Here is a 26007-nt window from a genome sequence, read left to right on the forward strand (position 1 = left end):
TGTAAGCCCTAATTCGAATCGGCTGTTGCAGTGGATTTTTCGGCTGTGGATTCCTCGATGCCGCTGACGAGCAGCTCGAGGAGATCGGTCAATCTGGCCCGTTCGTCGGCGGGCCACTCGGCCATCACCTCGGCCAGCCAGCGGTTGCGGTTTCGACGGTTCTCCTCGAAAACCCGCACCCCCTCGGCGGTGGGCGCCAGCACGCAGGCCCGGCCGTCCACGGGGTCGGCCCGGCGTTCCACCAGGCCGTGTGCCACCAGCGATCGAGTCTGCCTGCTGATGGTCGATGTTTCGGTATGCAGGGTGTCCGCCAGCTTCCCCGTCCGCTGCGGACCGTCGTGGACCAGGCAGAACAGTACAGAATAGGCCGATCGCTCCAGACCGTCCGGACCGTACTTGGCTATGTGCGATTTGGTTCTGCCGATCGCCCGCATCAACCGGATCAGCTGACCGCCGAGTCGATCGGCCACATCCTGTTCGGTGACGCCGGCGCTGTGTTCGATGCCGTGCTCGCCCGGGCCTACATGGTTACGCAAGCTACCGCCTTCGGCCCGCGTGCTCACACGGGGATCACGGGCATCGACGACCATGACCGAGCTTCCTTCTCCCCACGACGCATTTGATTAGCATGTACAACTAGTTGCTGAGGCCAACTATACATACGTTCGGAACCCACTCGCACGTACCCCGGCCCACACCCGGGAACGCCGGGCCGGACACGCCGAGCGCAATCCGGACATCCCGTGATTACCGATGGTTTGCTCGAACTGTCGCATTTCCGACTCTGATCGATCGGCAAGTCGACGCGGAAGGACCGAGCTGACCATGTCTGCGCCAATCGAGCCCGCCCGAATTCCGGCCCAGCCGACAAATCAGACCCCGAACACCGCGGATTCCGCAACGCATTTTCCGGCCGCCTTCGCAGCGCCGATCGACTCGGCAACCTCGCCGCCATCTTTCGACCCCACTCGGATCGCAGGCCAAATTGTGACCGAGACGACACCGGCGCCTCAGCTTCGCCGCGCCGCTCTCGCCGCATTCTGCGCGCTGTGGCTGGTCGGCGCGCCGGTGGCCCTCGCCGCGACGGCCGGCGCCGACTGCGGGCCCGCGTGCGCCGACACCTCCGGATCGGCATCCGGTTCGGCCTCGGGTTCGGCGGGATCCTCCGGTTCCGCCACCGCGGGTCTGCTGCTGGGCCTGCCGATGAAGACGGTCGCCCTGACGATCGTCCCGGCTCCGCAGTTCCCGTCGTTCGACAACGTGATCACGCACGAGAGCAGCTGGAATCCGTTCGCGGTCAATCCGGAATCGGGCGCCTACGGTCTCGGGCAGGCGTTGCCGCCGGAGCGGATGGCCTCGCACGGGGTGGACTGGATGATCAACCCGGTGACCCAGATCCGCTGGACCTACGACTACATGGTGGAGCGGTACGGCAGCCCCGACGGAGCCTGGGCGTTCTGGCAGTCCCACCACTGGTACTAGCTCTCGATTGTCGCCGGACCACTTCAACTGTCACAATCGAAGGCAGGGTTGCGAGCACTCTGAATGCTGTAACCCGCGAGGTCATACCCCCCGCGGGTGTCGAATTGACGAAAGGCATCGGCATGTTCGTGCGAGTTTTCGCCCTGTCGTTCCTGGTTGCCGCGGCGTCTCTAGTCGTCGCGCTGCTGTACGGCGGGCCGGAGGCCGTGGTGCTGGTCGCGGCCCTCGGCGTTCTCGAGGTATCACTGTCGTTCGACAACGCGGTGGTCAATGCCAGTGTCCTGCAGCGGATGAGCGCGTTCTGGCAGCGCATCTTCCTGACCGTGGGCATGGTGATCGCGGTCTTCGGTATGCGCCTGGTGTTCCCACTGGTGGTGGTCGCGATCGGGGCACATCTGGACCCGATCGAGGCGCTGCGGCTGGCGATGAACCCTCCCGCCGGCGGCGCGCCGTTCTTTCCGGACGGCCGGCCCAGTTACGAGACGCTGCTCAACGACGCCAATCCGAAGATCGCCGCCTTCGGCGGCATGTTCCTGCTGCTGCTGTTCCTGAACTACATCTGCACCCAGCGTGAGGTCACCTGGCTGAGCTGGCTGGAGCGACCGCTGGCGCGGATCGGGCGGTTCTCGATGTTCACGGTGGTGATCGCGCTGATCGCGCTGGTGCTCACCGCCGGTGTGCTCGCCCCCAACAACAAGGCCGACGTCGTCATGGTCTCCGGCGCTCTGGGCATGGCCACCTACTTCCTCGTCGACGGTCTCGGCGCGCATTTCGAGAACGAGCAGCCCGGCCAGGGCCCCTCGCGCGCCGCCGTTCTGACCGGGCGCGCCGCCTTCTTCGGCTTCATCTATCTGGAAGTGCTGGACGCCTCGTTCTCCTTCGACGGTGTGATCGGCGCCTTCGCCATCAGTGCGGATCCGATCGTCATCGCCTTGGGACTGGGTCTGATCGGCGCGATGTTCGTCCGTTCGATCACCGTCTACCTGGTGCGGCGCGGCACCCTGGCCGAGTACATCTACCTCGAACACGGTGCGCACTGGGCGATCGGCGCGCTCGCGGCGATCCTGCTGGTCTCCACCGGCCACCATCTGAACGAGGTGGTCACCGGCCTGCTGGGAGTGGGGATCATCGCCGCGGCCTACCTCAGCAGCATCGTCCACAACCGGCGCCACCCGGCGCCCGCCGCCACCGAGACCGAGCTGGAGCATCTGTCCCTCGGCGGGGACGAACTGACGCTGCGCGGCGACACCGGCAAGCTGTCCAGCCTCGACGCCGGGTTCCCCATCGATCGGGTCACGCTGCCCGGCGACGCGCTGCCGCCGCGGGACAAGCTGAATACCGAAGCGTTCTGACGACTACTGCGCGAGTTCGCTGTCGACCCCGGTCGTATTCTCGGAGCATGAGGTCGCGGCCGCTGACACTGATCCAGGACGAACTCGTCGACTACGACAAGGCCATGGAGCGCATGGCCGAACTGGTGGGACAGCGCCAGCGCGATGAACGACCGGATACGTTGTGGCTGCTGAGCCACCCGCAGGTCTATACGATCGGGCGCCGGACGCCGAGTGCGCATCTCCCTGACCCCGACCACGGGATTCCGGTGGTCGAGACCACCCGCGGCGGGCAGCTCACCTATCACGGCCCGGGACAGCTGGTCGGATATCTCGTGGTGAAACTCGGGGACGGCGAGGGCGTGGTGGACTACATCCGCGAGGTCGAGCACCGCCTGGTCGCCGCACTCGACCGGCTGGGCATCCGGGCGCAACGCCGCGACACCCCGCCGGATTCGGAACTGCTCACCGGCGTGTGGACCGTCGAGACCGGCCGCAAGATCGTCTCCATCGGCATGCGGCAGAGCCGCGGCGTCACCAGTCACGGATTCGCGCTGAACGTCGACGGCGATCTGGAGCCGTGGCAGTGGGCCGTCGCATGCGGACTGCCCGATGTGGATATGACGTCGGTGCGGCGCGAACAGCCGGGCGCGCGAATGGATCAGGTCCGGCCGATCGTGGCGGAGGCGTTCGAGGCCGTCTGAGCCTCCGGCAGCCCGGAGTCCGCCAGTCGCAGTATCGACGCGGTTACCGCCGCGCTGTAGGCCCGGCTGGCCGGGGCCGGTCGGCGCGCCGGATAGTTCGAGCGGTGGGTCACCACGACGCCGTTGCCCAGCACCACGGTCGCGTCGGTGACGGTCGCCGCGCAGTTGCCACCGGCCTTGGCGGTCAGGTCGACCACGACCGCACCGTCCCCGAGCGCGTCGAGTGCGGTCCGGTCGACCAGCAGCGGCGCCCGTTGTCCACGGCGCACCGCGGCGCAGAAGACCAGATCCGGTTTGTCCGCGCGGATCCGCTCCAGGACCCAGGCGGCGTCGACCTCACCGGACCAGTGAAAAACATTGGGGCCCTGCGCATCCAGGGCCTGCCGCAGTTCGGGCCGGCGCCCCAGCACCACCGGCGGTTCGGCCCCGCAGGCGGCTGCCGCCGCGACGGCGGACAGTCCCGCCTGGCCGCACCCCAGGATCAGTGAGCGGATCGGCCGGCGCACGGTGCGCGGCACCAGCCGCCGGCCCGCGAGATAGGCCACGCTGCCGGCGATCCGGCTCATCGCCGAGAGCGCGTCCAATTCACCGGTATCGCGCGAAAAGAGTTCGACCGCAATCGATTCCACGCCCAATTCACGCAGTTCGGCGATCTGCGGGGCTCGCCGCAGCGGATCCTGGAAGCCGATCAGTGTGAGGTGCGGCCGCCGCGACATCGTGCGCAGATCGTGGGTCGTCGGCTTCACCCACGCCAGCACATCGCAGGCCGCGACCACGGTGCCGGGATCTACCGCGACGGTAGCCCCCGCGGACCGGTAGGCCGCGTCGCCGAAGCCCGCCGCCCGCCCGGCATTCGCCTCCACGACGACCCGCATCCCCGCCGCGGTCAGGCATCGCACACCGTCCGGTGTCAGCGCCACCCGCCGTTCCCGGGCGGCGGTTTCGCGCAGCACGCCGACGATCACGCCGGTGGCTCCGCGATACCGCGCCGACGCAGGATGTCGCGGTAGGTGGCACCACCGGCCAGGTCGGCGACGAGCCCGCCGAGCCGGTCGAACAGTTCGTCGATCAACTCCCTGGACTCGGTGCCGGGGCCGCGCCGGGGCGCGAGGACGTTGAGCCGCACACCCCGCCGCGGTGATCCGGTGCGGCCCAGCGCGACGCTGTCGATTCCCGCGCCGGCCAGCAGCAGATCCTCCAATGCGGCGCTGTCGCCCACCCCGGCCGCGTCCAGGAGGGCGGAATCGGCGACCACGGACAGGAACATGCTGGCCCCGGAACCCAGCGGCCGCAGTGTGTTCGATCCGAATTCGGCATTGATCGCCGCGATCCGCTCCAAGGCGGTGTCGAACTGTTCGCGCACCAGCTTGCGGTTGTGCTCGAAATACGCGTCGGGCGTATGGTCCAGCACCGCGCGCACCAGATGCGTACTCTCACGCTGAAAAGCGATCGTGAGTCGCGCCCGGATACGCTCCAGCCACCGCGAGTCCCCGGAGCAGGCCGCGCCGAGCTTGCACGGGCCGAAGGCGTTGTAGCCCTTGGAATTACCGGTGACGGTCACCATCCGGTCGTACAGCCGGACCGGGCCCTGCGCGGTCGGCACCTCCAGCGCGGCGAGCGGAATGTGCCCGCCGACGATCCGGTCGAAGGCCATATCGCAGACCACCGGAACATCGGCGGCGACCAGAACCGCCGCCAGTTCGCGCAATTCGTCCGAGGAGTACCGCGTGACGACGGGATTGCCCGGCAGCGTGAGCAGCACGGCACAGACGGCGTCACCGTGCCGTTCCAGTTCGCGGGCCAGTGCCATCGGATCGATCCGGAACGAGTCGTCCGGCGTCGCCTCCGGAACTACCACTCGCACATCGAATTTCGCGATGTGGGTGGCGAAGTTCTTGTAGAAGCCCTCGGGACAGACGATCACGCCGCCGGGCCGCACGACCGTGGCGATCACCTCCTCGAGCATCAGCATGCTCGAATACGGGCAGACGACAACCTCTTCGGGACGGACCCGGACACCGGTCACTCCGTCGGCGGGGCGGTGCAGCCGGTCGAACAGGTGGGCGGCGGCCGACTCCCGCAACTCCAGCGGTTGCCGCTTGTCGTAGTCCGGCAGGCCGCGGCGCCGGATCCGATGGGGCGCCAGATCGTTCCACGCCCGCCGCAGGGCGCGCGCCGCCGCCGGATCGATCTCGAATCCGGTCTCGCCGTGATAAGCGTCCAGCACACCGTGGTACCGGCGACCGGATCGGCCGAGAAACGGCACGCTCTCCGGCAGCTGCCGGCGCAGTTCCTTCTTGCGCTCCTCCGAACGCAGAATCAGCGCGGCGGCGGCGCGCTCGGCATGTCCGGGGCCGGTCGTCACAGCCGCCCTGTTTCCAGCGGCGCCTGGCCCGGCGTCGGGATTTCGTCCCACGCTCGAACGAGCGTCTCGCGGAACAGCTCCCGTCCCTCGCCGTCACCCAGACGCTCGAATCGGGCCAGTCGGGGATCGGCCAGCAGATCGTTGACCACGATCGCCGAACCGATGCGCCGCAGGTCGTAGAGCTTCTCGAAGCGCCGGACCGCGAATGCCACATCATGTTTGAGCACCGAGAAACGCGTCGCGACCCGGGTCTGCCGCGAATAGTCGTATTCCCCTACGCAGACGTATCGGTCGTCGACGACGAGCATGCTCTGCGCGTTGCGCGCGTGCTCACGCTTGACCAGCACACTCTCGACACCGGAGCGCGCCTGCCACCACAACTTGTCGTCGTAGGGCCACACATCCTCGATGCGATCCAGAACGTACATGCGCCGCACCGTGACTCGCGGCTCGTGCACCGAATCGGCGAGGCGCACGATCGCGGCGTGGTAGTCGTCGCCGACGTCACCACCGATGGTGCCCAGGTCGGCGGTGTGTATCGCGCGAACGGACTGCTCGGCCTGCTCCAGAATGGTCAGCCAGTCGTTGACCGTATTCCACTCCCACACCGTCGCACTGCGCGAAGGTATCTGCGCCAGGAGCTCTTCCGCGCGTTCGAGCTGGCGGGCGGCGATGAGGCGCAGCGGCTCCACCTCCTCGCGCGCACCCCGGGCGTCGAGCACGGTCTGGGCGATCGTCAGCACCCGATCCACCACCGCGGGGTCCTTGCCGAGGAGCACGTTGAAACGCATCCGCAGGTCGTAATGCCCGCCGGGTTCGGACGAGCCGGCGACGCCGTCCATCGGAAGTTCCTGCCCCAGCGCAGAACTCAGACGTTCCCGCAGCGGCAGCGGCGGCACCCGGGTGCCGTTCTCGATCTGCTGCACGAGGCTGCGTGAACAGTCCGCCTGTTTGGCCAGCGCGGCCTGGGTGAGACCGGACTCGATACGGAGTCGGCGCACCAGTTCGCCGATCCGTTCGCCACCGTCTGGGTCAGATTGTGTCACGATGCGGAATTCTAATCACATGTGGCCCATTGCATCATCAGCTAAACATCAATTTTTCATTACTCCGATGAACGCACCTCGAACACCGCTCGTCGATAACTCGAATGCGCTGGGCCCGCTGCGGATTCTGCCACAAGGCGCCCGAACTCCTTCCGCGAAGCCAACTTTCACCCCTTCGTACCCACCACTGGTAATCAATGCGGATATTCTCTGGGCATATCTGATTCAAGATGGGCATTGAGGTCTCGAAGATATCTCAGATAAGCACAGATGCTTAGTTGACAGCCCCGGAAAGCCGTCCTTAGCATTTAGCTATAGCCACCGGCTCTCCGTTTATCGGAGCGGCAATGACCGCCGCAGCGGCCGGCTTGGTGGAAGGGGAATGCCATGACGCTTCATATCACCGACTGGTTGATGACCAGCGATGTCACCCCGGAATCTGCCCAGCGTCTGCCCTCACTTCCCGGGCAGTGGCTGCTGAGCTGGCTGCCCGGCGAGCTTCTGACCCAGGAGCAGGCGCTGAGCGGCATGATCGTCGACGAGATCCTGTCCGATCCGGCTTTCGTGGACGACCTCGGGGCCGTCGAGATGGCCACCCTGCACGCCGCCGAACTCGGCATCACCCTGGACGAGGCGGTGATCCGGCTGTGTGCCCGGGTCCTCGAGCGCACCGCCCTGCGATCCGGCGAAATCGGACCGGACGATATCGAGCCCGGGGATATCGGGCCGGGCGACAGGGGGGCGAGCACCACCGAATACGGCCCGGTCCGAGGCCACCCACACCTACCGCACGCCCACCGCACCCCGGTCTCGCCGCACCGGCCGCGGCATACCGATCACGATCTGTCGGCGGCGCCGTCGTAGCAGAGCCGCAGGTCGTGGGCGCTCCGCTCGCCGTCGACCGCGACGCGCGCACTGGCGGGCGGATAGCCGCGACCCACCACCGTGTAGTCCCCGGCGGGAAGATCGTCGATCCGGTAGCGACCGTCGCCGTCCGTCAACGCGGCGGCCACCACCGTGCCGCCCGAGTCCAGCACCGCGACGTGGGCATGGGCGACCGGGCCGCGCTCGGAGCGCACCCGGCCCGACAGCACCGCCGTCGGCGCGAGTTCGATGTCATAACGCAGCATGCCGGTCGCGGGCACGGTCAACGTCGTGGCATCGGGCCTGCGATGTCCGGCGACCGCGACCAGGGTGTAGGTGCCGGCGACGATGCCGTGACAGGCGTAGGCGCCGTCGGGTCCGGTCACCGCCGCACCGACGACCTCGCCCCGCCGATCGGTCAGCGTGACGGTCACGTCCGCGAGGGGCCGGCCCGGCCCCTCGGTGACGATGCCGGACAGCTCGCCGGCGCCCAGCAGCGTGAGGTCGGCCGTCTGCGGCTCGGCACCGATCGCGACGTTCACCGCGGCGGGCTGATGCCCCTCGGCGGAAACGATCAGCACGTAGTTCCCCTGGTCCGGCGCGCTCAGGCGGTAGGCGCCCGCGCCGTCGGTCGTGGCTCGGGAAACCTGATGTCCCCGTTGGTCGATCAGGGTCAGCGCCGCGCCGGATACCGGTTGCCCGTCTTCGCGGTGAATGCGTCCGGACAGGGGCGCGTCGCCGGCGCTCTCCGGGAACGCGGCGTGCGCCCCCGTTCCGGCGGGTGCCGGTTCCGGCCGGGCGGCTCCCTCGTCGTCCTCCCACAACGGCTCTCGCTCCCAGGCTTCCGGCTCCGACCCGGCCGTCTCGGCGTCGTCGTCGGGCGCCGTGTCGAGGTCGAGCACGGCCGGCTCGTCCGGTGCCGACTCCGCGCGCTGCGGCTGCGCCGGTGGCGTCGGACTGTCCTGCAGCGGAATCTCTTTCATGAACAGCAACACCACACAGGCCAGCAACGCCACCCCGGCAGCGGCGTAGAAGACGCCGTGCAGGGATTCGGTGAAGCCGATGAGAATCGGATCGCGCACCTGCGCCGGCAGCGCCGCGATGCCGCTGGTGTTGGCCTGCAACTGGTCGAGTTTCCCGGCGTCGAATCCGGGTGGCAGCACACCACCGAAGGCATCGATGATCTTGTGCGGCAACAGATTGAACAGAATCGTCAGGAAGACCGCGACACCCAGCGTGCCCCCCATCTGCCGGAAGAATGTCGCCGACGCCGTGGACACACCCATATCCGACCGCGGACCGGCATTCTGCGCCGCGATGATCAACGTCTGCATACAGCCACCGAGTCCGAAGCCGATGACCGCGCTGTACACCAGCGGTTGCCAGAGCGGGCTGTCGTAATGCACCTGCGCGTACAGCGCCGCCCCGCACGCGATGACGAAAGTACCCAGCACGGGCAGGATCTTGTACCGGCCGGTGAGCTTGGTGATCTGCCCGGCGATCAGCGAGCCGATCATGATGCCCAGCACCAGCGGCAGCATCAGCAATCCCGCCTTGGTGGGCGAATAACCACGCACCACTTGCAGATACAGCGGCACCATACTGATCGCGCCGAACATCGCGATACCGACGATGAAACCGCCCAGAATGGTGATGGAGAACGTCGAATTCCGGAACAGCCGCAACGGAATCAGCGCGGCGTCCTTCATCAGGAATTCCACGAGGAGGAACAACACCAGGCCGGCGGCGCCGATCCCGTAGCAGAGCAGCGCCCGCGGCGATTCCCAGCCCCAGCCGCGGCCCTGTTCGGCGACGATCAGCAACGGCACCACACAGATCGCCAGCGCGATCGCGCCGAACCAGTCCACGCGATGCCGCTGCCGCTCGTGCGGCACGTTGAGCACCTTCGCGACCACGGCCAGCGCGAGCACGCCGATCGGCACATTCACCAGGAACACCCAGCGCCAGCCGTCGATCCCCCACAACGTGTCGTAATCGGAGAAGAAGCCGCCGAGCACCGGGCCGGCGACCGTCGCGGTGCCGAACACCATCATGAAGTAGCCCTGATACCGCACGCGTTCGCGAGCGGGCACGATATCGCCGATGATGGTGAACGCCAAGGACATCAGGCCACCGGCGCCCAAACCCTGGAACGCCCGGAACGCCGCCAACTCGTACATCGACGTCGCGAACGTACACGCCGCCGACCCCACCACGAAAATACCGATCGCCAGCAAATAAAACGGCTTACGACCATAAATATCGGCCAACTTGCCGTACAACGGCGTCGAAATCGTCGCCGTGATCAAATACGCCGTCGTCGCCCACGCCTGCTGATCGAAACCATGCAAACTATTCGCGATCCGGACAATCGCCACACTCACAATATTCTGATCCAGCGCCGCCAAGAACATCCCCAGCAACAAACCGGACAAAATAGTCAGAACCTGCCGATGCGAGAGTGTGCCCGGCGCGGCGCCCGGGGCCGGCTGCGCCGCCGGCTCCCGGGTGGTCGAAGTGGTCATATTTCCAAGCCCTGTTTCGGTTCGGCCGTCGATGGCGGGGTTGATTCGATACCGCAGTTGAGCCGGTCGAGCAATGCGATCAGCGTGGACCTGTCCGCGTCTGGCCAATCGGCCATCACCTCGGCGATCCAAAGGTTGCGCAAGCGCCGATTCTCGGCGAACACCCGGACACCCTCGTCGGTCGCGGCCAGTACGCATGCCCGGCCGTCGATCGGATCGGCGCGACGCTCGACCAGGCCGTGTGCCACGAGAGATCTGGTCTGCCGGCTGATGGTGGAGATCTCGGCGTGCAATTGCTCGGCCAGCTTGCCCGTCCGCTGCGGTCCGTCGTGAACCAGACAGAAGAGCATGGCGTAGGCGAGCTTCTCCAGTCCGTCCGGGCCGGTCTTGGACAGCTGCGTCTTGGCGCGATTCACCGCGCGTACGAACCGGATCAATTGGGCGCCTAGTCGATCGGCGTCGTCGAGCGCTGTGGCAGTGACGGTGCGGTCAAGGCCGGCAGCGGTCATCGGGTGTCCCCTTTTCCCAGATCTGCAGACTTGCTTAGCGCGTACAAGTAGTTGCCGACGCCAACTATACAGACGGCCTACGGCGGTGGTTCATTTCGTTCAGAACAGGGTCATCGGCTCGATCGGCGCCGGATCCACGAGGGCCGGCAGTTCCGCGCCGGCGGACCGCACGTCATCGTAGAACCGCCGGGCCAGCAGTAGCGAATCCGCATTGTCGGGAGTGTGGACGAATACCGTCGGCGACCGCCCTTCCCGCAACCACTCGACGACGAGGTCGCGCCACGGCCGCCAGCCGGCGACGGTCGCCTCGACATCGTCGTTGCCGTGATACCGCACGATCGGATAGTCGGTCAGTGCGCGCAAGCGGCGCGGCAGCCGCGGCTTCTTCGCGCTCGCCTCGTACTCGGCCGGGCTGCGCGGCGGTGCGGCGAACAGGGTGGTGGTGTCGAACGGAATCCATTCGGCGCCAACCCGTTCCAGCACGTACTCCAGCCGGTCGGCCGCCTCGGGATCGGCGAAGAACGCGCGGTGGCGCACCTCGACCGCGCAGCGGTACCGGCGCGGCAGGCGCTGCAGCAGTCCGGCGAGCACGCCGAGATCGTCCGGCCCGAACGAGGCCGGCAATTGCGCCCAGAGCGCGTGGATGCGCGGCCCCAGCGGTTCCACCGCGCGCAGGAATTCCGCCAATTCCGTTTCCGCACCGCGCATCCGGCGTTCGTGGGTGATGGTCCTCGGCAGCTTGAGCACGAATCGGAAATCCTCGGGCGTCTGCTCGACCCACGACCGCACGGTGGCCGGACTCGGCGTCGCGTAGAAGGTGGTGTTGCCCTCCACCGCGGTGCAGTACCGGGCATAACCGCCCAGTCGCCGCCGCGAATCCGGCTGATACGCGCGCCACGCCTCGTGGGTCCACTGCGCGCATCCGACCGAGAGTGTCATGGTGTCGACGGTAACCGCCCGCGGTGACAGGGAACGCGGGGCAGCTCAGTCCTCCCGCGTGCCACCGCGGAAGAACAGGATCTGGTCGCCGTAATCGGCCAGGGCACGCGCCTGCCCCGCCTGCCGGATTCCACTGGCGGGCAGGTTGGTCAGCTTGGCGAACATGCCGGAGTTGCCGAACGCCGCCCGGACCTGGGTTTCGGAGGCGTAGTCGGCGCCGTAGTCGGCGAGCATCGCGAAGTCCAACGGCGCCAGCGGAGTATCCAGCGGCTCCTGTCCGGCCGGGCGGCCCAGAGCGGCGAACTGTCGCGCGGCACCGTCGGCGTACCAGCACAATTCGTAGGTCAGATTCTCGATGGTGTTGACCGCGAGCACCGGCCACTGCCGCGAAAGCCGCAGCGCCAGAGGGTTTTTCCCGGTGGGCGCGAGTTCCCAGAACAGGCTCAGCACATGCACCCAGCTGCCCGCGCGCTGCAGCAGCACCACATCGTCATCGAGGTTCGGAGCGGCGTTGAGGACGGGATCGGGCATATGCCAATGGGTTTCGCCGACCCCGGCGAAGGCGCTGCTGTCCACCGGATGCGCGCCGTCGGCGGCATAGGCCTCGATCACCGCCGCGCGCACCCGGGCCACCGCGTCGGCGGCGGCGCAGCGCACGCTCAACGCACCGTAGGAGGTGGCGATCTCCATGGGCTTGGACGGCGGGTCCGCCAGCGCACCGGCGGCGAGGGGTTTGAGCCCGACCAGGCCGAGCTTCCAGTTGATCTCCTCGATCGTGGTCAGATCGCCGGCGGTTTGGTAGAGGATCTGCTGCTGGGTGAGATATCCGGCGCGTTCGAGCGTCGGGCATTCCAATTTCACCAGGGCGCCATGGGTTTTGCTGGTGAATTCGAGTTCGTCGATCGAGGTCTCACGCAACCGCGTGGTCATCTCCGGCGTGGTCCACGCGGAATACCGTTCGCGATACATCGCCAGCGCCTGTTTGCGCGCGCGGCCGATCATCAGGGTGCGCAGCAGCATGTTCAGGCTGGCCAGATAGCGGCCCGCCTGATCGGGATTGGCGGCGAACAGGCCCGCGCGAATACGCACCGCCTCTGCACTGGCCGCCACCGCCGACTCGGGATCCAGCCGGCACAGCCACACCCCGCATTTGGACAGACCGTCGGCGCACACCCCGGCCGCCATCGGATAGTTCTGCGCCACTTGGTGATACGCGTCGCAGGCCTGGCGGATGGTCGCGGTGGCCAGTTCACGATGGCCGATGGTGCGGGCGGCCTGTTCGAACAATCGCAACGCCTCGGTGACCTGCCCGGCGAATTGCGCGGTCACATGACCGGCGGTCAGCCAGTGCAACCGGATCAGCACCGCCTCCTGGGCGGGTTCCAGCGCTGCGGGCGCGCGGTCGCGGTCGGCGCCTTCGGTCTTGGTGTCCAGGCAGGCCTTGGCCAGCTCGCACAGCGACGTCGCCAGGCGCAGTTCGGCCTCGGCCGATCGTTCCTGAGCGGCGGCCCGTCTGTGGTCGGCCACCTGCTGTTCGATCGCGCTCAGCGCACTCGCCATCCCAACTCCCGCATCACCTTCCACATACGGTCGTCGACCGGCCGCATCGTGCCGTGCCGAGTCTGCCACATCCGGGGACCGCGCAGCAGCCGACGACGCCCGCGTGCCGCGCCGCCGCCGGGCCGCAGACCGCCCGCAGACCGGGCCCACTCTCGGAAAAGAAGCGAATCGGTGTTAACTTATAGCAGAACCTCGAGTAACTTTGATCGATCGGAGTGGCTATGACCACGGCAGTCGTCGTCGATGTCGTCCGGACCCCGTCCGGTAAGGGAAAAACCGGTGGCGGCCTGTCCCAGGTCCACCCGGCCACCCTGCTGGCCGGAGTGCTGTCCGACCTGGTCGCACGCAACGACCTGGATCCGGCGCTGGTCGACGATGTGATCGCCGGCTGCGTGACGCAGAGCGGGGAACAGGCGTTCAACATCGCCCGTACGGCGGTGCTCGCGGCCGGATTTCCGGAGGCCGTCCCCGCTACCACCGTCGACCGCCAGTGCGGCTCCAGTCAGCAGGCCGCGCACTTCGCCGCTCAGGGCGTGATCGCCGGCGCCTACGACATCGCCATCGCCTGCGGTGTGGAGTCGATGTCGCGGGTGCCGATGTTCTCCAACGGCCAGGGCGCCGACGCCAATCGCGGTCCGATCGCCCATCGCTACCCCGAAGGGCTTGTGCAGCAGGGTATTTCGGCAGAGGTGATCGCCGCGCGGTGGAAGTTCGACCGCGCCGCACTGGACGAATTCGCGGCCCGGTCGCACCGGCTGGCCGCCGAGACCGCCGCTTCGGGCGGGTTCGATCGCGAGATCGTCGCGGCCGGAACCCTGCAGGCCGACGAGACCATTCGCCCGTCCACCACGGTCGAGGGCCTGGCCGGTCTGCGTCCCGCCTTCGCCGACGACCAGTACCTGGCCCGCTTCCCCGAGATCGACTGGTCCATCACGCCGGGCAACTCCTCCCCGCTCACCGACGGCGCCTCCGCGGCCCTGATCATGAGTGAGGAGAAGGCCGCCGCACTCGGCCTGCGCCCGCGCGCCCGCTTCCATTCCTTCGCCGTCACCGGCGACGACCCGCTGCTGATGCTGACCGCGGTCGTCCCCGCGACCCGGAAAGTGCTGGCGCGCGGCGGCCTGTCGATCGACGACATCGACGCCTACGAGGTGAACGAGGCCTTCGCGCCGGTCCCGCTGGTGTGGGCGCACGAACTGAACGCCGACCCGGCCAAGCTGAACCCCCGCGGCGGCGCCATCGCACTGGGGCATCCGCTCGGCGCCTCGGGCGTCCGCATCCTCGCGACGCTGGTCAACCACCTCGAACAGTCGGGCGGCCGCTACGGCCTGATGACCATGTGCGAGGCCGGTGGTCTCGCCAACGCCACCGTCATCGAACGACTCTGAGGATCGATCGGATCACGTGTGCCGGTCGGCGTCCCCGACGCCGACCGACGCACGCTACCCGCGGCGCCGGCAACTGTCGGGCACGATATGCCCGGCGGTTACCAGCGCGTCGAACGCCGCCTGCTTGATACCGCAGCCGTCGGTCGAACAATCGGTGTGCAACTGCATCACCTGATGCGCACGCTCCACTGTCAATGGCCGGGTGGGCGCCGAATGTGCCATCACCACAATGAGATAATCGGTAGACAACTCCATGACATTGCCCCATATCCGGTTCTACATGTTGATGTAGCTACACGGTAACTCCGCAACGGGGCCTCGCCGACGGACAAGTACCGGACAATCCGGTGCCCAGAGGACATCTCAACGGGCACACGAGGATTGCCTCACCTAATCAGCCTCCCCCGCTCCGCCACGGCTAGCCGTCGCAGACGTCCGGGAATGCCTGCTGGCGGTGGCCGCCGCGCAGGGTTCCCGTCAGATATGCGGCCTTACAGGCACGTCGGGCGATCTTCCCGCTCGACGTGCGCGGAATCGATCCGGCCGGCACCAGGAGCAGTTCGCGCACGGTGACCCCGTGGCGCGCCGAAATCGCCGCCCGCACCACCTCCGCCACCGGCTCCGCATCGAGTTTCGCTGCGCCACTTCCCCGTTCGGCCACGATTACCAGATGTTCGCCTCCGGCCCCGGTGGCGGCGAGTTCGGCGGGCAGCTCGTCACCGCGCACCGAGAACGCCGCCACGAAACCCGGCCGCAGTGCGGCCGACGACTCCTGTGCCGACATCTCCAGATCCTGCGGATAGTGGTTGCGCCCGTCGACGATCACCAGATCCTTGACCCGGCCGGTGATGTACAACTCGCCGTCGTGATACACGCCGTAGTCCCCGGTGCGCATCCAATATGCCTGTGGCGCAGCGCCTTCGGCACGGCTGCCGGCGGGCTGCCGGGCGCTGAGCCGGTTGTGGAAGGTCGCCTCGGTCTCCTCGGCACGACCCCAGTAGCCGATGCCCATGTTCTCCCCGTGCAACCAGATCTCGCCCACCCGGCCGTCCGGCAGTTCGGCGCCGTTGTCGTCGACGATCACCGCCCACTGGGAACGCGCCACATATCCGCAGGACACCTGTGCCACGGCGTCTTCCGCATCCGGGGCGACCTCGACGAGGTCTCCGGCATTGAGGCGGGTGCGGTCGGCGTAGACGACCCGCGCGGCGTCCTCACGCCGGGTGGCCGACACGAACAGGGTGGCCTCGGCCATCCCGTAACACGGCTTGATCGCCGTCTTCGGCAATCCGTAGGGCATGAAGGCATCGTTGAATTTCGCCATCGACGACACCGACACCGGCTCACTGCCGTTGATCAGACCGATCACATTCGACAGATCGAGGTGCTCACCCGCCTTCGGGCGTCCGCGCGTCGCGGCGTGCTCGAACGCGAAATTCGGTGCGGCGGCATAGGTTGCGGCGCCGTCGGAGGCGGCGGCCAACTCCTTGATCCAGCGATAGGGCCGCCGGACGAACGCACTCGGCGACATGATGGTGATGAACTTGCCGCCGATCGCCGGCAGAATCACACACAGCAGGCCCATGTCGTGGAACAGCGGCAACCAGGTGACGCCGCGGGCGGTTTCGTCGATGCCGAGCGCGTCGATCATCTGCAGCAGATTCGTGCCGACCGAGCGATGCGTGATCTCCACGCCGGCGGGCGTGCGGGTGGAACCGGAGGTGTACTGCAGATACGCGACGCTGTCGATACTGATATCCGGTTCGGTCCAGCCCGCGCCGACGCTGTCGGGAATCGCGTCGACGGCGATGATGCGCGGACGCTGCCCCGTCGGCATGCCGCGGAAGAATTCGCGCACCCCGGCCGCCGCGGAACTCGCGGTCAGAATCGCGGTCGGCCGGCAGTCGCCGAGGACAGCGTGCAGCCGGTCGGTGTGGCCGGGTTCGTCCGGATCGAACAGCGGTACAGCGATATTGCCCGCGTACACCGCCGCGAACATCGCCACCACGTAGTCCAGGCCCTGCGGCGCCAGAATGGCCACTCGATCCCGCGGCCGGGTCACCTGCTGCAACCGGGCCGCCACCGCCCGCAACCGCGCACCGAACTGACGCCAGGTGAGCTCGTGATACTCACCGTCGCGCTCGCGCGAATAGTCGATGTAGCGGTAGGCCAGCTCGTCCCCGTTCGCCGCACTGTGCTTGTCGACGAAATCGATCAGGGTCGCATCGCCCAGGATCTTGATGTTGCCGTGTTCGTCCAGATAGTCATCGAAGGTCTCGCCGATCATTCCCTCATCCTTTTCACGCACGAACGTCACGCACGAACAGTCACGCAGGAACGAAAGCCCGGAGCCCGCACTCGGCGGAGCTCCGGCGGGCAACTCAATACCGGCCGAAGGTCAACGACACGTTGTGGCCGCCGAATCCGAAGGAATTGTTGACCGCGTAGTCGATCCGCCCCGCCCGGGCCTGGCCCTTGACGATGTCCAGATCGACATCCGGATCCTGGTTGTCCAGGTTGAGGGTGGGCGGGACGACGCAGTCGCGAATGGACAGCACCGTGAGCACCGATTCCAGTGCCCCGACGGCGCCGATGGAATGTCCCAGCGCCGATTTCGGCGCGTAGACTGAGGCGTGATTGCCGACCGCCGCGGCGATGGCACGGGCCTCCGCGGTGTCGCCGATCGGGGTGGCGGTGGCATGCGCGTTCACATGTCCCACATCGGTTTTCGACAATCCGGCGGTCTGCAGCGCGCGGGTGATGGCCCGCGCCGCGCCCGTGCCGTCCGGATCCGGCGCCACCAGGTGGAAACCGTCGGAGGTGAGGCCGGCGCCGAGCAGCCGGGCATGCACGGTGGCGCCGCGAGCCCGGGCGTGTTCCTCGGATTCGAGCACCATCATCGCGCCGGCCTCACCGAAGACGAATCCGTCACGATCGGTGTCGAAGGGACGCGAGGCGCGTTTCGGATCGTCGTTGCGCGTACTCATCGCCCGCATCATGGTGAACGCGGCGATCGGCACGGCCTGGATCGACCCCTCCACACCGCCGGTCACGACCACGTCGGCGTCGCCCATCACGATCATCTTCCACGCGTTGGCGATGGCCTCCGACCCCGAGGAACACGCCGAAACGGGGGTCGCGATACCGGCTTTGGCGCCCAATTCCAGCCCGACCACCGCGGCCGCGCCGTTGGGCATGATCATCTGGACCGCGAGCGGGCTGACCCGGCGATATCCGCCGTTGGCCATCTTGTCCTTGACGTCGATGAGCGCCTCCACACCACCGAGCCCGGTGCCGATGGAGACGCCGAGCCGCACCGGATCGACCTCGGGCGCACCGGCGTTGCGCCACACCTCGCGCCCCAGCACCAATGCCATCTGCTCGACGTAGGACAGCCTGCGGGTCTCCTCACGGCTCAGAACGGTGGACGGAACGACCTTGAGATGACCGCCGATGCGGACCGGAAGTTCGAACTGGTCGATGAAACCGTCGTCGAGTACGTCGATTCCGCTCTCACCGTTCAACAGTCCCTTCCACGTGGAGTCGACATCACCGGCGATGGACGTGGTCGCGGCCAGGCTGGTGACGACGACGTCGCGGTAGCGCATACGGCTGGAAACCGTCATTCTCGGCTCACTTTCGACAGGCAACACTGCGGAACAGGGGCAACACTGCGGCGAATACAAGCTGGAGCGACAACGGTGGCGGTGGAGCGGCTACATTAGCGAGACGAAACACGACCGGCACAGCCCTGAGTGCCACCCGGCAACCCGGTCGTGACTGCACTGTACCGGTTTCCTCCCGCAGCGTCGCACGGCGATCCACAACGAGGAAGGGCAACACCGTGGTCAGGAATCTCACCCAACTCGAGTTGCTACTGGAACTCGAGCCCGTGGCGGAGAGCAACGTGCATCGGCATCTGTCGATGGCGAAGACGTGGCATCCGCACGACTACGTCCCGTGGGATGCGGGACGCAATTTCGCGGCCCTCGGCGGAACCGATTGGGACCCCGCCCAGTCACGGCTGAGCGAGGTCGCCCGCGCCGCGATGGTCACGAATCTTCTCACCGAGGACAATCTGCCGTCCTACCATCGCGAGATCGCCGAGAACTTCTCCACCGACGGCGCCTGGGGAACCTGGGTGGGACGCTGGACGGCCGAGGAGAACCGGCACGGCATCGTGATTCGCGACTATCTGGTCGTGACCCGCGCGGTCGACCCCGTGGCCCTGGAACGGGCCCGGATGGTCCACATGACCAACGGTTACGACGCGATGAAACTCGTGCGCGAAAGCGACAAGGCCAGCGTGGTGGAGCGGGCCGACACCGGATTCCTGCACTCGGTCGCCTATGTGACCTTCCAGGAACTGGCCACCCGCGTCTCACATCGCAACACCGGGAAGGTCTGTGACGATCCGGTCGCCGACCGCATGCTGGCGCGCATCTCCGCGGACGAGAACCTGCACATGATCTTCTACCGCAATATGTGCGCGGCGGCTTTGGATCTGGCGCCCGACCAGGCGCTGGAGGCGATTTCCGATATCGTGTGCAATTTCCAGATGCCGGGCGCCGGAATGCCGGATTGGCGGCGCAACGGCGTGCTGATGGCAAAACACGGAATCTACGATCTGCGCCAGCATCTGGAGGAAGTGGTGATGCCGGTGTTGCGCAAGTGGAATGTGTTCGATCGCAACGACTTCACCGCGCGCGGCGACCGGGCCCGCAATACCCTCGGGGAATTCCTGGAGAAACTGCGAAACGATTGTGCGCGTTTCGAAGAACAGCGGGACCGGGCGCTGGCCCGGGAGGCCCGCAAACGGGAGCTGGTGGGCTCCCGGTCGTGAGCGGCGGCAGCGCGGCGGTGTAAGCGACTGCATCCCCGAGCATTTCGATTGGGTTTCGAAAGCGACAGAGCGGCAGAACACATTGCCAGAAAATAGCCGCGGGTGCACACTGGGAGTTATGACCGCTTCACCCCGCGCTGCTCACTCCACGGACCGCGAAACCGTGGCGCTGATCGACGCATCCCATCCCGTCGTGCACGTCGAATTCCGGATCGGCGATCCGCACCGGCAAGCCAAGATGCGCGCGGTCATGGACCGGCTGCGCGTGGGAAACCGGTTCCGGAACCGCTGATTTCGCCTGCCGCCCCGACCGCCCGCTAGACCGCGATACCGACCAGGTGGCCGACCACATAGGTCGTCGCCATCGCCAGCGCACCGCCCGCCAGCACGCGAATCGTCGCGCGCCCCACCGGCGCCTGCCCCAGACGGGCGCCGATGGCGCCGGTCGCGGCCAGTGCCACCAAAACCGCCGTCGCGGTGACCGGAACCCGGATCGCCGCCGGTACCAGCATGGCCAGCAGCGGCAGCAGCGCCCCGATGGTGAACGCCGAGGCCGACGAAAGCGCGGCATGCCGCGGGTTGGTCAGTTCGCTCGGATCGATGCCCAATTCGGCCTCGGCATGGGCGGCGAACGCGTCCTTGGCCGTCAACTCCTCGGCGACCTTCCACGCGGTGGCCGGCGTCAGGCCCTTGCCCTCGTAGATGGCGGCCAGCTCGGCGAGTTCACCCGCCGGGTCCTCGGCGAGTTCCCGCCGTTCCACGTCCAGCACCGCGCGCTCACTGTCGCGCTGTGTGCTCACCGACACATACTCGCCCAATGCCATCGACACCGCGCCCGCCGCGAGTCCCGCGACGCCCGCGGTGACGATCGCCGACGTCGACGTAGTGGCGGCCGCCACACCCACGACAATCCCTGCGACGGAGACGATTCCGTCGTTGGCACCCAGCACCCCGGCCCGCAGCCAATTCAGTCGTACCGACAAACCCGGTCCGTGAGTTTCCGGCCGGACCACACTCTCCATTACCGCCGTATCCGCTTGCACCAGACAAAAATAACCCGGCCGCCTTTTCCTCGCCAGCAAAGAAAGGCTGCCCGAATTTAGGTAAACCATTGCACAGGAAGGTATCCCATACCTTATTTCGAAAAGCCGGAACACTCCGCCGATTATGTGCCGGATATCGAATTGCGTTCGTCGCCAAGACTTTCGGCGATGTCGCCCGGCAGGACCCGCACGGGTTGCGGCGCTGTCCGATTCGCGTCGATCGCCCGGGGACCGGGGGCGGTCCCGGCCGGGTGGTGTGCGCCACCCAGCCATGAGAGGGCCGGATTGCGGGGTGATTGCGGCTCTCGGCGCTTACACTTTGCGAGACCAACTGGAAAGGGACTGGCGCAGAATGGACGCGGTCGTCACGGAAGTTGCGGTCGAAGGTAAGCGGCTCATCGACGAGGTGTGGCTGGGGCGGATCAGTCGCGAGCAGGCGGTACATCGGTTCGTGCAGGTGGGCGACGGTTTGGTCGAGTTCGACACGGCCGCCGACATCGTCGACGACGGACTGGCCTGGCTCGATTCCCACGCCTCCCGGCTACGACTACTGGCCTGGTGCTCCTGGCTGGAACTACCGGTCTTCGGCGGCCTGGCCGTGCTCGGCGTGCTGACCGAGGACTACCTGTCCACCGGATTCTCGCTGATCCTGCTGGCCGCCCTGCAATTGGTGCACCGGCACATCGGTCCGCCCCGGCCGCCGATCCGGCGGCGGCAGCGCAGCATCTGAGCGCGCGGATTTCCAGCGCCGATACGCCTCCGGCAGACACCGCGCGCACGGCCGGTATCCGGCGGCGACGGCGGTGGCCTCGTCGGCGAAGAACACCCGGTATGCGGCGTAGTTGCCGCGGCGCAGGGCGCGCAGTGCCGCCGGGCAGTCCAGCCGCCCGTAGATGCGCTGACGCCGATGCCCGCCGACCGTGCCCGCGGTCGGGCTGCGGTACGGCACGGCGTCGGAGCCGAGCAGCACGTAATACCGCGCCGGAGCACGGTCCCCGTCATCCATCGACACCCCTGTCGACGCCGCCCTCACGCATCGTGGAAAACGAGGCCGAGGGTATGGCGGTGCCCGCTGCGCACCACGCTCACGCCGTGGCGCATGGGCGCGGCCGACCAGCCGCGGGCGGACCGTACCGGGCGCTCGCGGGTGGTGAAGACCAGCCCGTGCCCCTGCGGCAGAGTGACTGCCGCGCCGCGGGATTGGGCGCGCGGGCGCTGTTCGACCATCAGGAATTCGCCGCCGGTGTAGTCCGAGCCGGCGGCATCCAGTCCGACCACCACCTGCAGTGGAAAGATCATGTCGCCGAAGAGGTCTCGATGCAGCGCGTTCCAATCGCCCGAGCCGTAGCGCAGCAGAATCTGCGCCGAGCGGTTCTGCCCGGCCCGGTGGCACTGGGCGATCCAGTCGTCCAACTCGTCCGGCCACGAACCGGGGCGGCCCAGTCGTTGCGCCCACATCCGCGCGATGGGCAGCAGTTTCGGATACAGCGCGGCGCGCAACTCGGAGACCACCGGAGGCAGATCGTGGGTGAAGTAGCGATATTCGCCGGACCCGAAACGGTGGCGCGACATCTCGATGGTGGAGCGGAAGCGGTGGTCCTCGCCGTACAGGGCCGCGAGCGAGCGGCATTCGTCCGCGCTCAGCAGGCTGCCGCTGAGCGCGTACCCGTGCTCGTCGAGGTCCTCCGCCATCCGCGTCCAGTCCTGCGCATCCACCCGAGCGCCGAACAACGTCGCGGTGAGCCCCGGTCCGGTCGCTGCCGGACCGTTTTCACGCGGCATGTTCGAGCTCCAGCAGTTGCCGCTTGCGCTCGAGTCCGCCCGCATAGCCGGTCAGGCGGCCGTTCGCGCCGATCACCCGGTGGCACGGTCGCACGATCAGAACCGGGTTGGCACCGATCGCGGCCCCGACCGCCCGCACCGCAGCCCGCGGCGCACCGACCCGGGCGGCGATGTCACCGTAGGTCACCGTGCGGCCGTACGGGATGTCGTCGAGCGCCTGCCACACCCGACGCCGGAATTCGCTGCCCTCGACCGCGTAGTCGAGTTCGAAGCGGGTGCGCCGCCCGGCGAAGTAGCTGTCGAGCTGATCGGCGACCGATTCGAACGGTGCGCGATCCTCGGCCCAATCAGGTTGCGCTACAGCACCTTTCCCGTCCGCGATGGACAGGGCGGTGAGGGCGACACCACCCGGGCGCACCTCGCCGACGAGCATGAGCTCACCGAGCGGACTCGCCGTCGTCGTGTAGACCGTCATTGCTGATCCTTTCGGTATTCGATCCGTACGCTCCCCAATCTGCCGGAGCCCCGGATCGAATACCGGCGGAAATCAGACATCGCGTCCGAACCGCGCGGCGGGTGCGCGCATTGCGGGAATGAAATGATTCGCGCAGGCGTCGGACCGGATATGCGACTCCCCGATTCCGCGCGCGAATTCGTCGGCGCCGGCGCCAACGCGACCCTGGTCACCCTGAACGCCGACGGCAGCCCGCAGATTTCCGTCGTCTGGGTGGCGTTGCAGTCCACTCCCGAGGGCGACGAGCTGGTCAGCGCACATCTCGGCGAATATCTGAAGGTGCGCAACGTGCGCCGCGATCCGCGAGTGGCGCTGACCATCGTCTCGGATCAGCCCAGCGAGTTCATGCGGCCGTATCTGTCGGTCACCGGCACCGCGCGCATCGTCGAGGGCGGGGCGCCCGAACTGCTGCAGGAACTGGCCGCCGTGCTCGCCGCACCGGGTCTGAACTTCCCTCCTGCCGACGCACCGCCGGGACTGCTGACCCGCGTACGGATCGACAAGATCGGTGGCGTCGGCCCCTGGGCGAGCTGACCGGACCGGTCCGGCGCTGCACTCAGGCGTTCGACAGCGCCGCCGTGCGCCGGACCGGCTGCAGCGTCTTGTCCAGATTCGTGCGCATGGTCGTGGCCGAATCCAGCAGGTAGTTCTGCCGCACCTTCCACGGATGCCGATCGCCCTGCCGCGGGAAGTCGCCGATGGACCGCTGGATATAGCCGGAGGCGAGGTCGAGCAGCGGATGTTCGGTGAGCTCGCCCTGCGGTTGCGGTACCACCGCGTCGTATCCACGCCGGTCCATATGGGCGATCACCTTGCAGACCAGCCGTGAGGTCAGGTCGGCGCGCAGCGTCCAGGACGCATTCGTGTAGCCGATGCAGACCGCGAAGTTGGGGACGCCGGTGAGCATCGTTCCCTGCCAGACGAACCGGTCGGACAGGTTCACCGGCTCGCCGTCGACCTCCAGCGTGATACCGCCGAAGGCCAGCAACTTCAGGCCGGTCGCCGAGATGACGATGTCGGCGGGGAGCACCCGGCCCGATGTCAGCCGGATGCCCTCGGGCACGAAGGTGTCGATGTGATCGGTGACCACCTCGGCCTTACCCTTGCGCATCGCCTTGAAGAAGTCGGCGTCCGGCACCGCGCACAGCCGCTGATCCCACGGGTTGTACTCCGGGGTGAAGTGTTCGGCGACCAGCTTCTCGTCCTTGAGAATGCGAGTGGTCAGCCCGGTGAGCAGCTTGCGCGCCGCCTGCGGACGACGTCGGCAGTACTGATAGAAACCGACGTTGAACAGGATGTTCTTCGTGCGGATCACACGATGCGCCAAGCCCGCCGGCAGCAGTTCCCGAATCTTGTCGGCCTGCTTGTCCCGACCGGGCACCGCGGAGATCCAGGTCGGTGAACGCTGCAGCATGGTCACCAGTTCGGCCTGCTCGGCCATCGCCGGAACCAGCGTCACGGCGGTGGCGCCGCTGCCGACGACCACGACCTTCTTGCCGGCGTAGTCGAGATCCTCCGGCCAGAACTGCGGATGCACCATGGTGCCGGAAAAGGTCTCCACGCCCGGGAATTCGGGCGCGTGGCCCTCGTCGTAGTCGTAGTAGCCGGCGCACGAGTAGAGGAAGCGGCAGCTCAGCGTGCGCTCCGCATCGCCCTGCCGCAGGGTCAGCGTCCATCGCGACTCGGCGCTGGACCATTGTGCCGCAACGACTTTGGTGCCGTAGCGAATATGCTTGTCGATCCCGTAGCGGCGCGCCGTCTCGGTGATGTAGCGCAGGATCGAGGGACCGTCGGCGATCGATTTGGCATCGCGCCAGGGCTCGAACGGGTAGCCGAGGGTGAACATATCCGAATCCGAGCGGATGCCGGGGTACCGGAACAGGTCCCAGGTGCCGCCCAGCGACTCGCGCGCCTCGAGAATCGCATAGGACTTTCCGGGCAATTCGGTCTGCACGCGGTAACCGGCGCCGATTCCGGACAGACCAGCGCCCACGATGACGACGTCGACATATTCACCAGCTGCGGTCATGGTTCCAGTCTCCTGGTTCCGCCCGCGGCATTCTTGACTTTGCGCGACAAGTATTTGATTCTGGACGACATGTCGGTGATCCGCTCGGCCGGTTTGCGCGGTTTTCGCGCGACCGTGGCCGAACTCGGGGGAAATGCGGAGGAATACGCGGCCGCGGCCGGTTACCCGATCGCCGCCCTGGACGCGGACGATCTGCTGGTGTCGGACGAGGCGATGGCGCTGGTGCTGGAGATCGCCGCCGACCGGCTGCGGTGTCCCGATCTGGGCCTCCGGATCGCCGCCCGGCAGGACCTCGGCATGCTGGGACCACTCGCGCTGGCCATCCGCAGCTCGCCGACCCTGGCCGATGCGCTGGAGTGCACCTCGCGCTACCTGTTCGTGCACGCGCGCTCGCTGAGCCTGACCATCGAACCGGATCCCTACGGCGACCGCGGTGTGACGGCCCTGCGCTACGGCGTCGAACCGGGGTTCCCCCAACCCGTCCAGGGCACCGATCTCGGCCTGGGATTTCTGCATCGCACGCTGATCCGGCTGGTGGACGGCCCGTACGGCCTGCGCTCGGTGGAGCTGCCGTACCGCCCGCCGGGTCCGCGCGCGGCCTACGAGAATTTCTTCGGCGTCCCGGTGCGCTTCGAGCGACCGGCGGCCATGCTGCGGCTGCCGAGCAACCTCACGAGCCGGGCGATCGCGGGCGGCGATGCGAATCTGCGCCGGCTGGCGGTGGCATTCCTGGCCGAACAAGCCGGTGACACCGGCGCCTCCGCGGTGCCGGGGGTGCGGGCCGCCGTACAACAGCTGCTGGGCACGACCGCACCGCAGATCGATTCGGTGGCAAGGCTTTTGACGATCCATCCGCGCACCCTGCAGCGGCGCCTGGCGGCCGAGCACACGACTTTCGCCGCCATCGTCGACGATGTGCGCCGCAGTGAGGCCCGACGCTATCTGACCACAACGGATCTGCCGATGAGCCAGATCGCCTCACTGCTCGGCCTCGCGGAACAGGCCACCCTGACCCGCTGCGCGCGCCGCTGGTGGGACAGCACTCCCACCGCGATCCGGCGCACCGCCCGGGCCTGAGCGGCC

General features: G+C 67.5%; 25 protein-coding genes and 1 pseudogene. 10 read left to right on the top strand and 16 right to left on the bottom strand.

Going from position 1 to position 26007, the window contains the following annotated elements:
- Positions 1-8: 8 nt before the first annotated feature.
- Positions 9-536, bottom strand: a complete 528-nt coding sequence (locus NN2_RS08960) for a MarR family winged helix-turn-helix transcriptional regulator (RefSeq protein ID WP_227462665.1) — start codon at positions 534-536, stop codon at positions 9-11.
- Between the two features lie 451 nt (positions 537-987).
- Between NN2_RS08960 and NN2_RS38485 the strand changes: the two genes are divergently transcribed.
- The 3 genes from NN2_RS38485 (at position 988) to lipB (ending at position 3517) form a co-directional block, all read left to right on the top strand.
- Positions 988-1482: an aggregation-promoting factor C-terminal-like domain-containing protein gene (locus tag NN2_RS38485; protein ID WP_051756357.1), complete on the top strand. Its 495-nt coding sequence runs from the start codon at positions 988-990 to the stop codon at positions 1480-1482.
- 122 nt (positions 1483-1604) lie between these two features.
- On the top strand, positions 1605-2834 hold the full coding sequence (locus tag NN2_RS08970) for a DUF475 domain-containing protein (RefSeq protein ID WP_081879556.1): 1230 nt from the start codon (positions 1605-1607) through the stop codon (positions 2832-2834).
- A gap of 47 nt (positions 2835-2881) precedes the next feature.
- A complete protein-coding gene (gene lipB, locus NN2_RS08975) occupies positions 2882-3517 on the top strand; it encodes a lipoyl(octanoyl) transferase LipB (RefSeq protein WP_063012128.1) in 636 nt (211 codons plus the stop codon).
- On the opposite strand, the gene NN2_RS08980 is transcribed toward lipB, so the two are convergent.
- The 3 genes from NN2_RS08980 to NN2_RS08990 are packed head-to-tail and all read right to left on the bottom strand — an operon-like array spanning position 3475 to position 6928.
- Positions 3475-4482: a Rossmann-fold NAD(P)-binding domain-containing protein gene (locus tag NN2_RS08980; RefSeq protein ID WP_063012130.1), complete on the bottom strand. Its 1008-nt coding sequence runs from the start codon at positions 4480-4482 to the stop codon at positions 3475-3477. The two genes, lipB and NN2_RS08980, sit on opposite strands and share 43 nt — an antisense overlap.
- On the bottom strand, positions 4479-5882 hold the full coding sequence (locus tag NN2_RS08985) for a pyridoxal phosphate-dependent aminotransferase (protein ID WP_063012132.1): 1404 nt from the start codon (positions 5880-5882) through the stop codon (positions 4479-4481). Before NN2_RS08985 ends, NN2_RS08980 begins: the two co-directional genes overlap by 4 nt.
- Entirely contained in the window at positions 5879-6928 is a 1050-nt protein-coding gene (locus NN2_RS08990) for a helix-turn-helix domain-containing protein (protein WP_063012134.1), read from the bottom strand. Before NN2_RS08990 ends, NN2_RS08985 begins: the two co-directional genes overlap by 4 nt.
- A 387-nt stretch (positions 6929-7315) precedes the next feature.
- Here NN2_RS08990 and NN2_RS08995 point away from each other — a divergent pair, with 387 nt between their 5' ends.
- Entirely contained in the window at positions 7316-7792 is a 477-nt protein-coding gene (locus tag NN2_RS08995; protein ID WP_063012136.1) for a hypothetical protein, read from the top strand.
- On the opposite strand, the gene NN2_RS09000 is transcribed toward NN2_RS08995, so the two are convergent.
- The 4 genes from NN2_RS09000 to NN2_RS09015 all read right to left on the bottom strand — a co-directional run bounded on the left by NN2_RS09000 (position 7765) and on the right by NN2_RS09015 (position 13325).
- Positions 7765-10317: an MFS transporter gene (locus NN2_RS09000; protein ID WP_063012138.1), complete on the bottom strand. Its 2553-nt coding sequence runs from the start codon at positions 10315-10317 to the stop codon at positions 7765-7767. The two genes, NN2_RS08995 and NN2_RS09000, sit on opposite strands and share 28 nt — an antisense overlap.
- The gene (locus tag NN2_RS09005; RefSeq protein ID WP_063012140.1) at positions 10314-10826 is read right to left on the bottom strand and encodes a MarR family winged helix-turn-helix transcriptional regulator; all 513 of its coding nucleotides are present in this window, start codon (positions 10824-10826) and stop codon (positions 10314-10316) included. Before NN2_RS09005 ends, NN2_RS09000 begins: the two co-directional genes overlap by 4 nt.
- A 99-nt stretch (positions 10827-10925) precedes the next feature.
- Positions 10926-11765, bottom strand: a complete 840-nt coding sequence (locus NN2_RS09010; protein WP_063012142.1) for a DUF72 domain-containing protein — start codon at positions 11763-11765, stop codon at positions 10926-10928.
- 45 nt (positions 11766-11810) lie between these two features.
- Positions 11811-13325 (bottom strand): hypothetical protein, encoded by a 1515-nt coding sequence (locus NN2_RS09015; RefSeq protein ID WP_063012144.1) that lies wholly within the window; start codon positions 13323-13325, stop codon positions 11811-11813.
- Positions 13326-13546: 221 nt separating this feature from the next.
- Between NN2_RS09015 and NN2_RS09020 the strand changes: the two genes are divergently transcribed.
- Positions 13547-14713: a thiolase family protein gene (locus NN2_RS09020; protein WP_063012146.1), complete on the top strand. Its 1167-nt coding sequence runs from the start codon at positions 13547-13549 to the stop codon at positions 14711-14713.
- Positions 14714-14767: 54 nt separating this feature from the next.
- Here NN2_RS09020 and NN2_RS09025 read toward each other — a convergent pair whose 3' ends face one another.
- The 3 genes from NN2_RS09025 to NN2_RS09035 form a co-directional block, all read right to left on the bottom strand.
- Positions 14768-14968 carry a hypothetical protein gene (locus tag NN2_RS09025; RefSeq protein ID WP_030516058.1) on the bottom strand — a complete coding sequence of 67 codons (201 nt, stop codon included), beginning with the start codon at positions 14966-14968 and terminating at the stop codon, positions 14768-14770.
- A 163-nt stretch (positions 14969-15131) separates the two neighbouring features.
- Complete coding sequence (fadD32, locus tag NN2_RS09030; RefSeq protein WP_063012293.1) at positions 15132-17000, bottom strand: long-chain-fatty-acid--AMP ligase FadD32; 1869 nt, start codon at positions 16998-17000, stop codon at positions 15132-15134.
- A 94-nt stretch (positions 17001-17094) separates the two neighbouring features.
- Entirely contained in the window at positions 17095-18339 is a 1245-nt protein-coding gene (locus tag NN2_RS09035) for a KasA/KasB family beta-ketoacyl-ACP synthase (RefSeq protein WP_063012148.1), read from the bottom strand.
- A gap of 218 nt (positions 18340-18557) precedes the next feature.
- Between NN2_RS09035 and NN2_RS09040 the strand changes: the two genes are divergently transcribed.
- Both NN2_RS09040 and NN2_RS37055 read left to right on the top strand, forming a co-directional pair.
- Positions 18558-19556: an acyl-ACP desaturase gene (locus NN2_RS09040; protein ID WP_063012149.1), complete on the top strand. Its 999-nt coding sequence runs from the start codon at positions 18558-18560 to the stop codon at positions 19554-19556.
- A 118-nt stretch (positions 19557-19674) separates the two neighbouring features.
- The gene (locus NN2_RS37055) at positions 19675-19848 is read left to right on the top strand and encodes a hypothetical protein (RefSeq protein ID WP_156055668.1); all 174 of its coding nucleotides are present in this window, start codon (positions 19675-19677) and stop codon (positions 19846-19848) included.
- A 25-nt stretch (positions 19849-19873) separates the two neighbouring features.
- On the opposite strand, the gene NN2_RS09045 is transcribed toward NN2_RS37055, so the two are convergent.
- Positions 19874-20578, bottom strand: coding sequence for a VIT1/CCC1 transporter family protein (locus tag NN2_RS09045; protein WP_063012151.1), 705 nt, complete (start codon positions 20576-20578; stop codon positions 19874-19876).
- Between the two features lie 373 nt (positions 20579-20951).
- Between NN2_RS09045 and NN2_RS38490 the strand changes: the two genes are divergently transcribed.
- Positions 20952-21329 (top strand): hypothetical protein, encoded by a 378-nt coding sequence (locus tag NN2_RS38490; RefSeq protein ID WP_030516063.1) that lies wholly within the window; start codon positions 20952-20954, stop codon positions 21327-21329.
- Here NN2_RS38490 and NN2_RS38495 read toward each other — a convergent pair.
- From NN2_RS38495 to NN2_RS09060, 3 genes and pseudogenes are all read right to left on the bottom strand, one after another.
- A pseudogene (locus NN2_RS38495) lies at positions 21330-21605 on the bottom strand (Ada metal-binding domain-containing protein); the annotation flags it as partial. It abuts the gene before it with no gap.
- Positions 21606-21628: 23 nt separating this feature from the next.
- Positions 21629-22381 carry a 2OG-Fe(II) oxygenase gene (locus NN2_RS09055; RefSeq protein ID WP_082856843.1) on the bottom strand — a complete coding sequence of 251 codons (753 nt, stop codon included), beginning with the start codon at positions 22379-22381 and terminating at the stop codon, positions 21629-21631.
- Positions 22371-22856, bottom strand: a complete 486-nt coding sequence (locus NN2_RS09060) for a methylated-DNA--[protein]-cysteine S-methyltransferase (RefSeq protein ID WP_063012153.1) — start codon at positions 22854-22856, stop codon at positions 22371-22373. The genes NN2_RS09055 and NN2_RS09060 overlap by 11 nt, the downstream gene beginning before the upstream one ends.
- 150 nt (positions 22857-23006) lie before the next feature.
- Here NN2_RS09060 and NN2_RS09065 point away from each other — a divergent pair, with 150 nt between their 5' ends.
- Positions 23007-23429 (top strand): PPOX class F420-dependent oxidoreductase, encoded by a 423-nt coding sequence (locus tag NN2_RS09065; protein ID WP_063012297.1) that lies wholly within the window; start codon positions 23007-23009, stop codon positions 23427-23429.
- Between the two features lie 22 nt (positions 23430-23451).
- Here the strand turns inward: NN2_RS09065 and NN2_RS09070 are convergent, their stop codons facing one another.
- A complete protein-coding gene (locus tag NN2_RS09070; protein ID WP_063012155.1) occupies positions 23452-24924 on the bottom strand; it encodes a flavin-containing monooxygenase in 1473 nt (490 codons plus the stop codon).
- A gap of 39 nt (positions 24925-24963) precedes the next feature.
- On the opposite strand from NN2_RS09070, the gene NN2_RS09075 reads away from it, so the two are divergent.
- Positions 24964-26001, top strand: coding sequence for an AraC family transcriptional regulator (locus NN2_RS09075; RefSeq protein ID WP_245658626.1), 1038 nt, complete (start codon positions 24964-24966; stop codon positions 25999-26001).
- Positions 26002-26007 lie beyond the last annotated feature (6 nt).

The sequence above is a fragment of the Nocardia nova NBRC 15556 genome, from assembly GCF_001613005.1.
Taxonomy (GTDB): domain Bacteria; phylum Actinomycetota; class Actinomycetes; order Mycobacteriales; family Mycobacteriaceae; genus Nocardia; species Nocardia nova.

Bases quoted from the DNA above. Each gene is read 5' to 3' on its own strand.
- NN2_RS09035 (WP_063012148.1), bottom strand. From the start codon at position 18,339: ATGACGGTTTCCAGCCGTATGCGCTACCGCGACGTCGTCGTCACCAGC.
- NN2_RS08995 (WP_063012136.1), top strand. From the start codon at position 7,316: ATGACGCTTCATATCACCGACTGGTTGATGACCAGCGATGTCACCCCG.
- NN2_RS09005 (WP_063012140.1), bottom strand. From the start codon at position 10,826: ATGACCGCTGCCGGCCTTGACCGCACCGTCACTGCCACAGCGCTCGAC.
- NN2_RS09025 (WP_030516058.1), bottom strand. From the start codon at position 14,968: ATGGAGTTGTCTACCGATTATCTCATTGTGGTGATGGCACATTCGGCG.
- NN2_RS09000 (WP_063012138.1), bottom strand. From the start codon at position 10,317: ATGACCACTTCGACCACCCGGGAGCCGGCGGCGCAGCCGGCCCCGGGC.
- NN2_RS09055 (WP_082856843.1), bottom strand. From the start codon at position 22,381: ATGCCGCGTGAAAACGGTCCGGCAGCGACCGGACCGGGGCTCACCGCG.
- NN2_RS09010 (WP_063012142.1), bottom strand. From the start codon at position 11,765: ATGACACTCTCGGTCGGATGCGCGCAGTGGACCCACGAGGCGTGGCGC.
- NN2_RS09070 (WP_063012155.1), bottom strand. From the start codon at position 24,924: ATGACCGCAGCTGGTGAATATGTCGACGTCGTCATCGTGGGCGCTGGT.
- NN2_RS09060 (WP_063012153.1), bottom strand. From the start codon at position 22,856: ATGACGGTCTACACGACGACGGCGAGTCCGCTCGGTGAGCTCATGCTC.
- NN2_RS08970 (WP_081879556.1), top strand. From the start codon at position 1,605: ATGTTCGTGCGAGTTTTCGCCCTGTCGTTCCTGGTTGCCGCGGCGTCT.
- lipB (WP_063012128.1), top strand. From the start codon at position 2,882: ATGAGGTCGCGGCCGCTGACACTGATCCAGGACGAACTCGTCGACTAC.
- NN2_RS09065 (WP_063012297.1), top strand. From the start codon at position 23,007: ATGCGACTCCCCGATTCCGCGCGCGAATTCGTCGGCGCCGGCGCCAAC.
- NN2_RS09020 (WP_063012146.1), top strand. From the start codon at position 13,547: ATGACCACGGCAGTCGTCGTCGATGTCGTCCGGACCCCGTCCGGTAAG.
- NN2_RS38490 (WP_030516063.1), top strand. From the start codon at position 20,952: ATGGACGCGGTCGTCACGGAAGTTGCGGTCGAAGGTAAGCGGCTCATC.
- NN2_RS09015 (WP_063012144.1), bottom strand. From the start codon at position 13,325: ATGGCGAGTGCGCTGAGCGCGATCGAACAGCAGGTGGCCGACCACAGA.
- fadD32 (WP_063012293.1), bottom strand. From the start codon at position 17,000: ATGATCGGCGAGACCTTCGATGACTATCTGGACGAACACGGCAACATC.
- NN2_RS09045 (WP_063012151.1), bottom strand. From the start codon at position 20,578: ATGGAGAGTGTGGTCCGGCCGGAAACTCACGGACCGGGTTTGTCGGTA.
- NN2_RS37055 (WP_156055668.1), top strand. From the start codon at position 19,675: ATGACCGCTTCACCCCGCGCTGCTCACTCCACGGACCGCGAAACCGTG.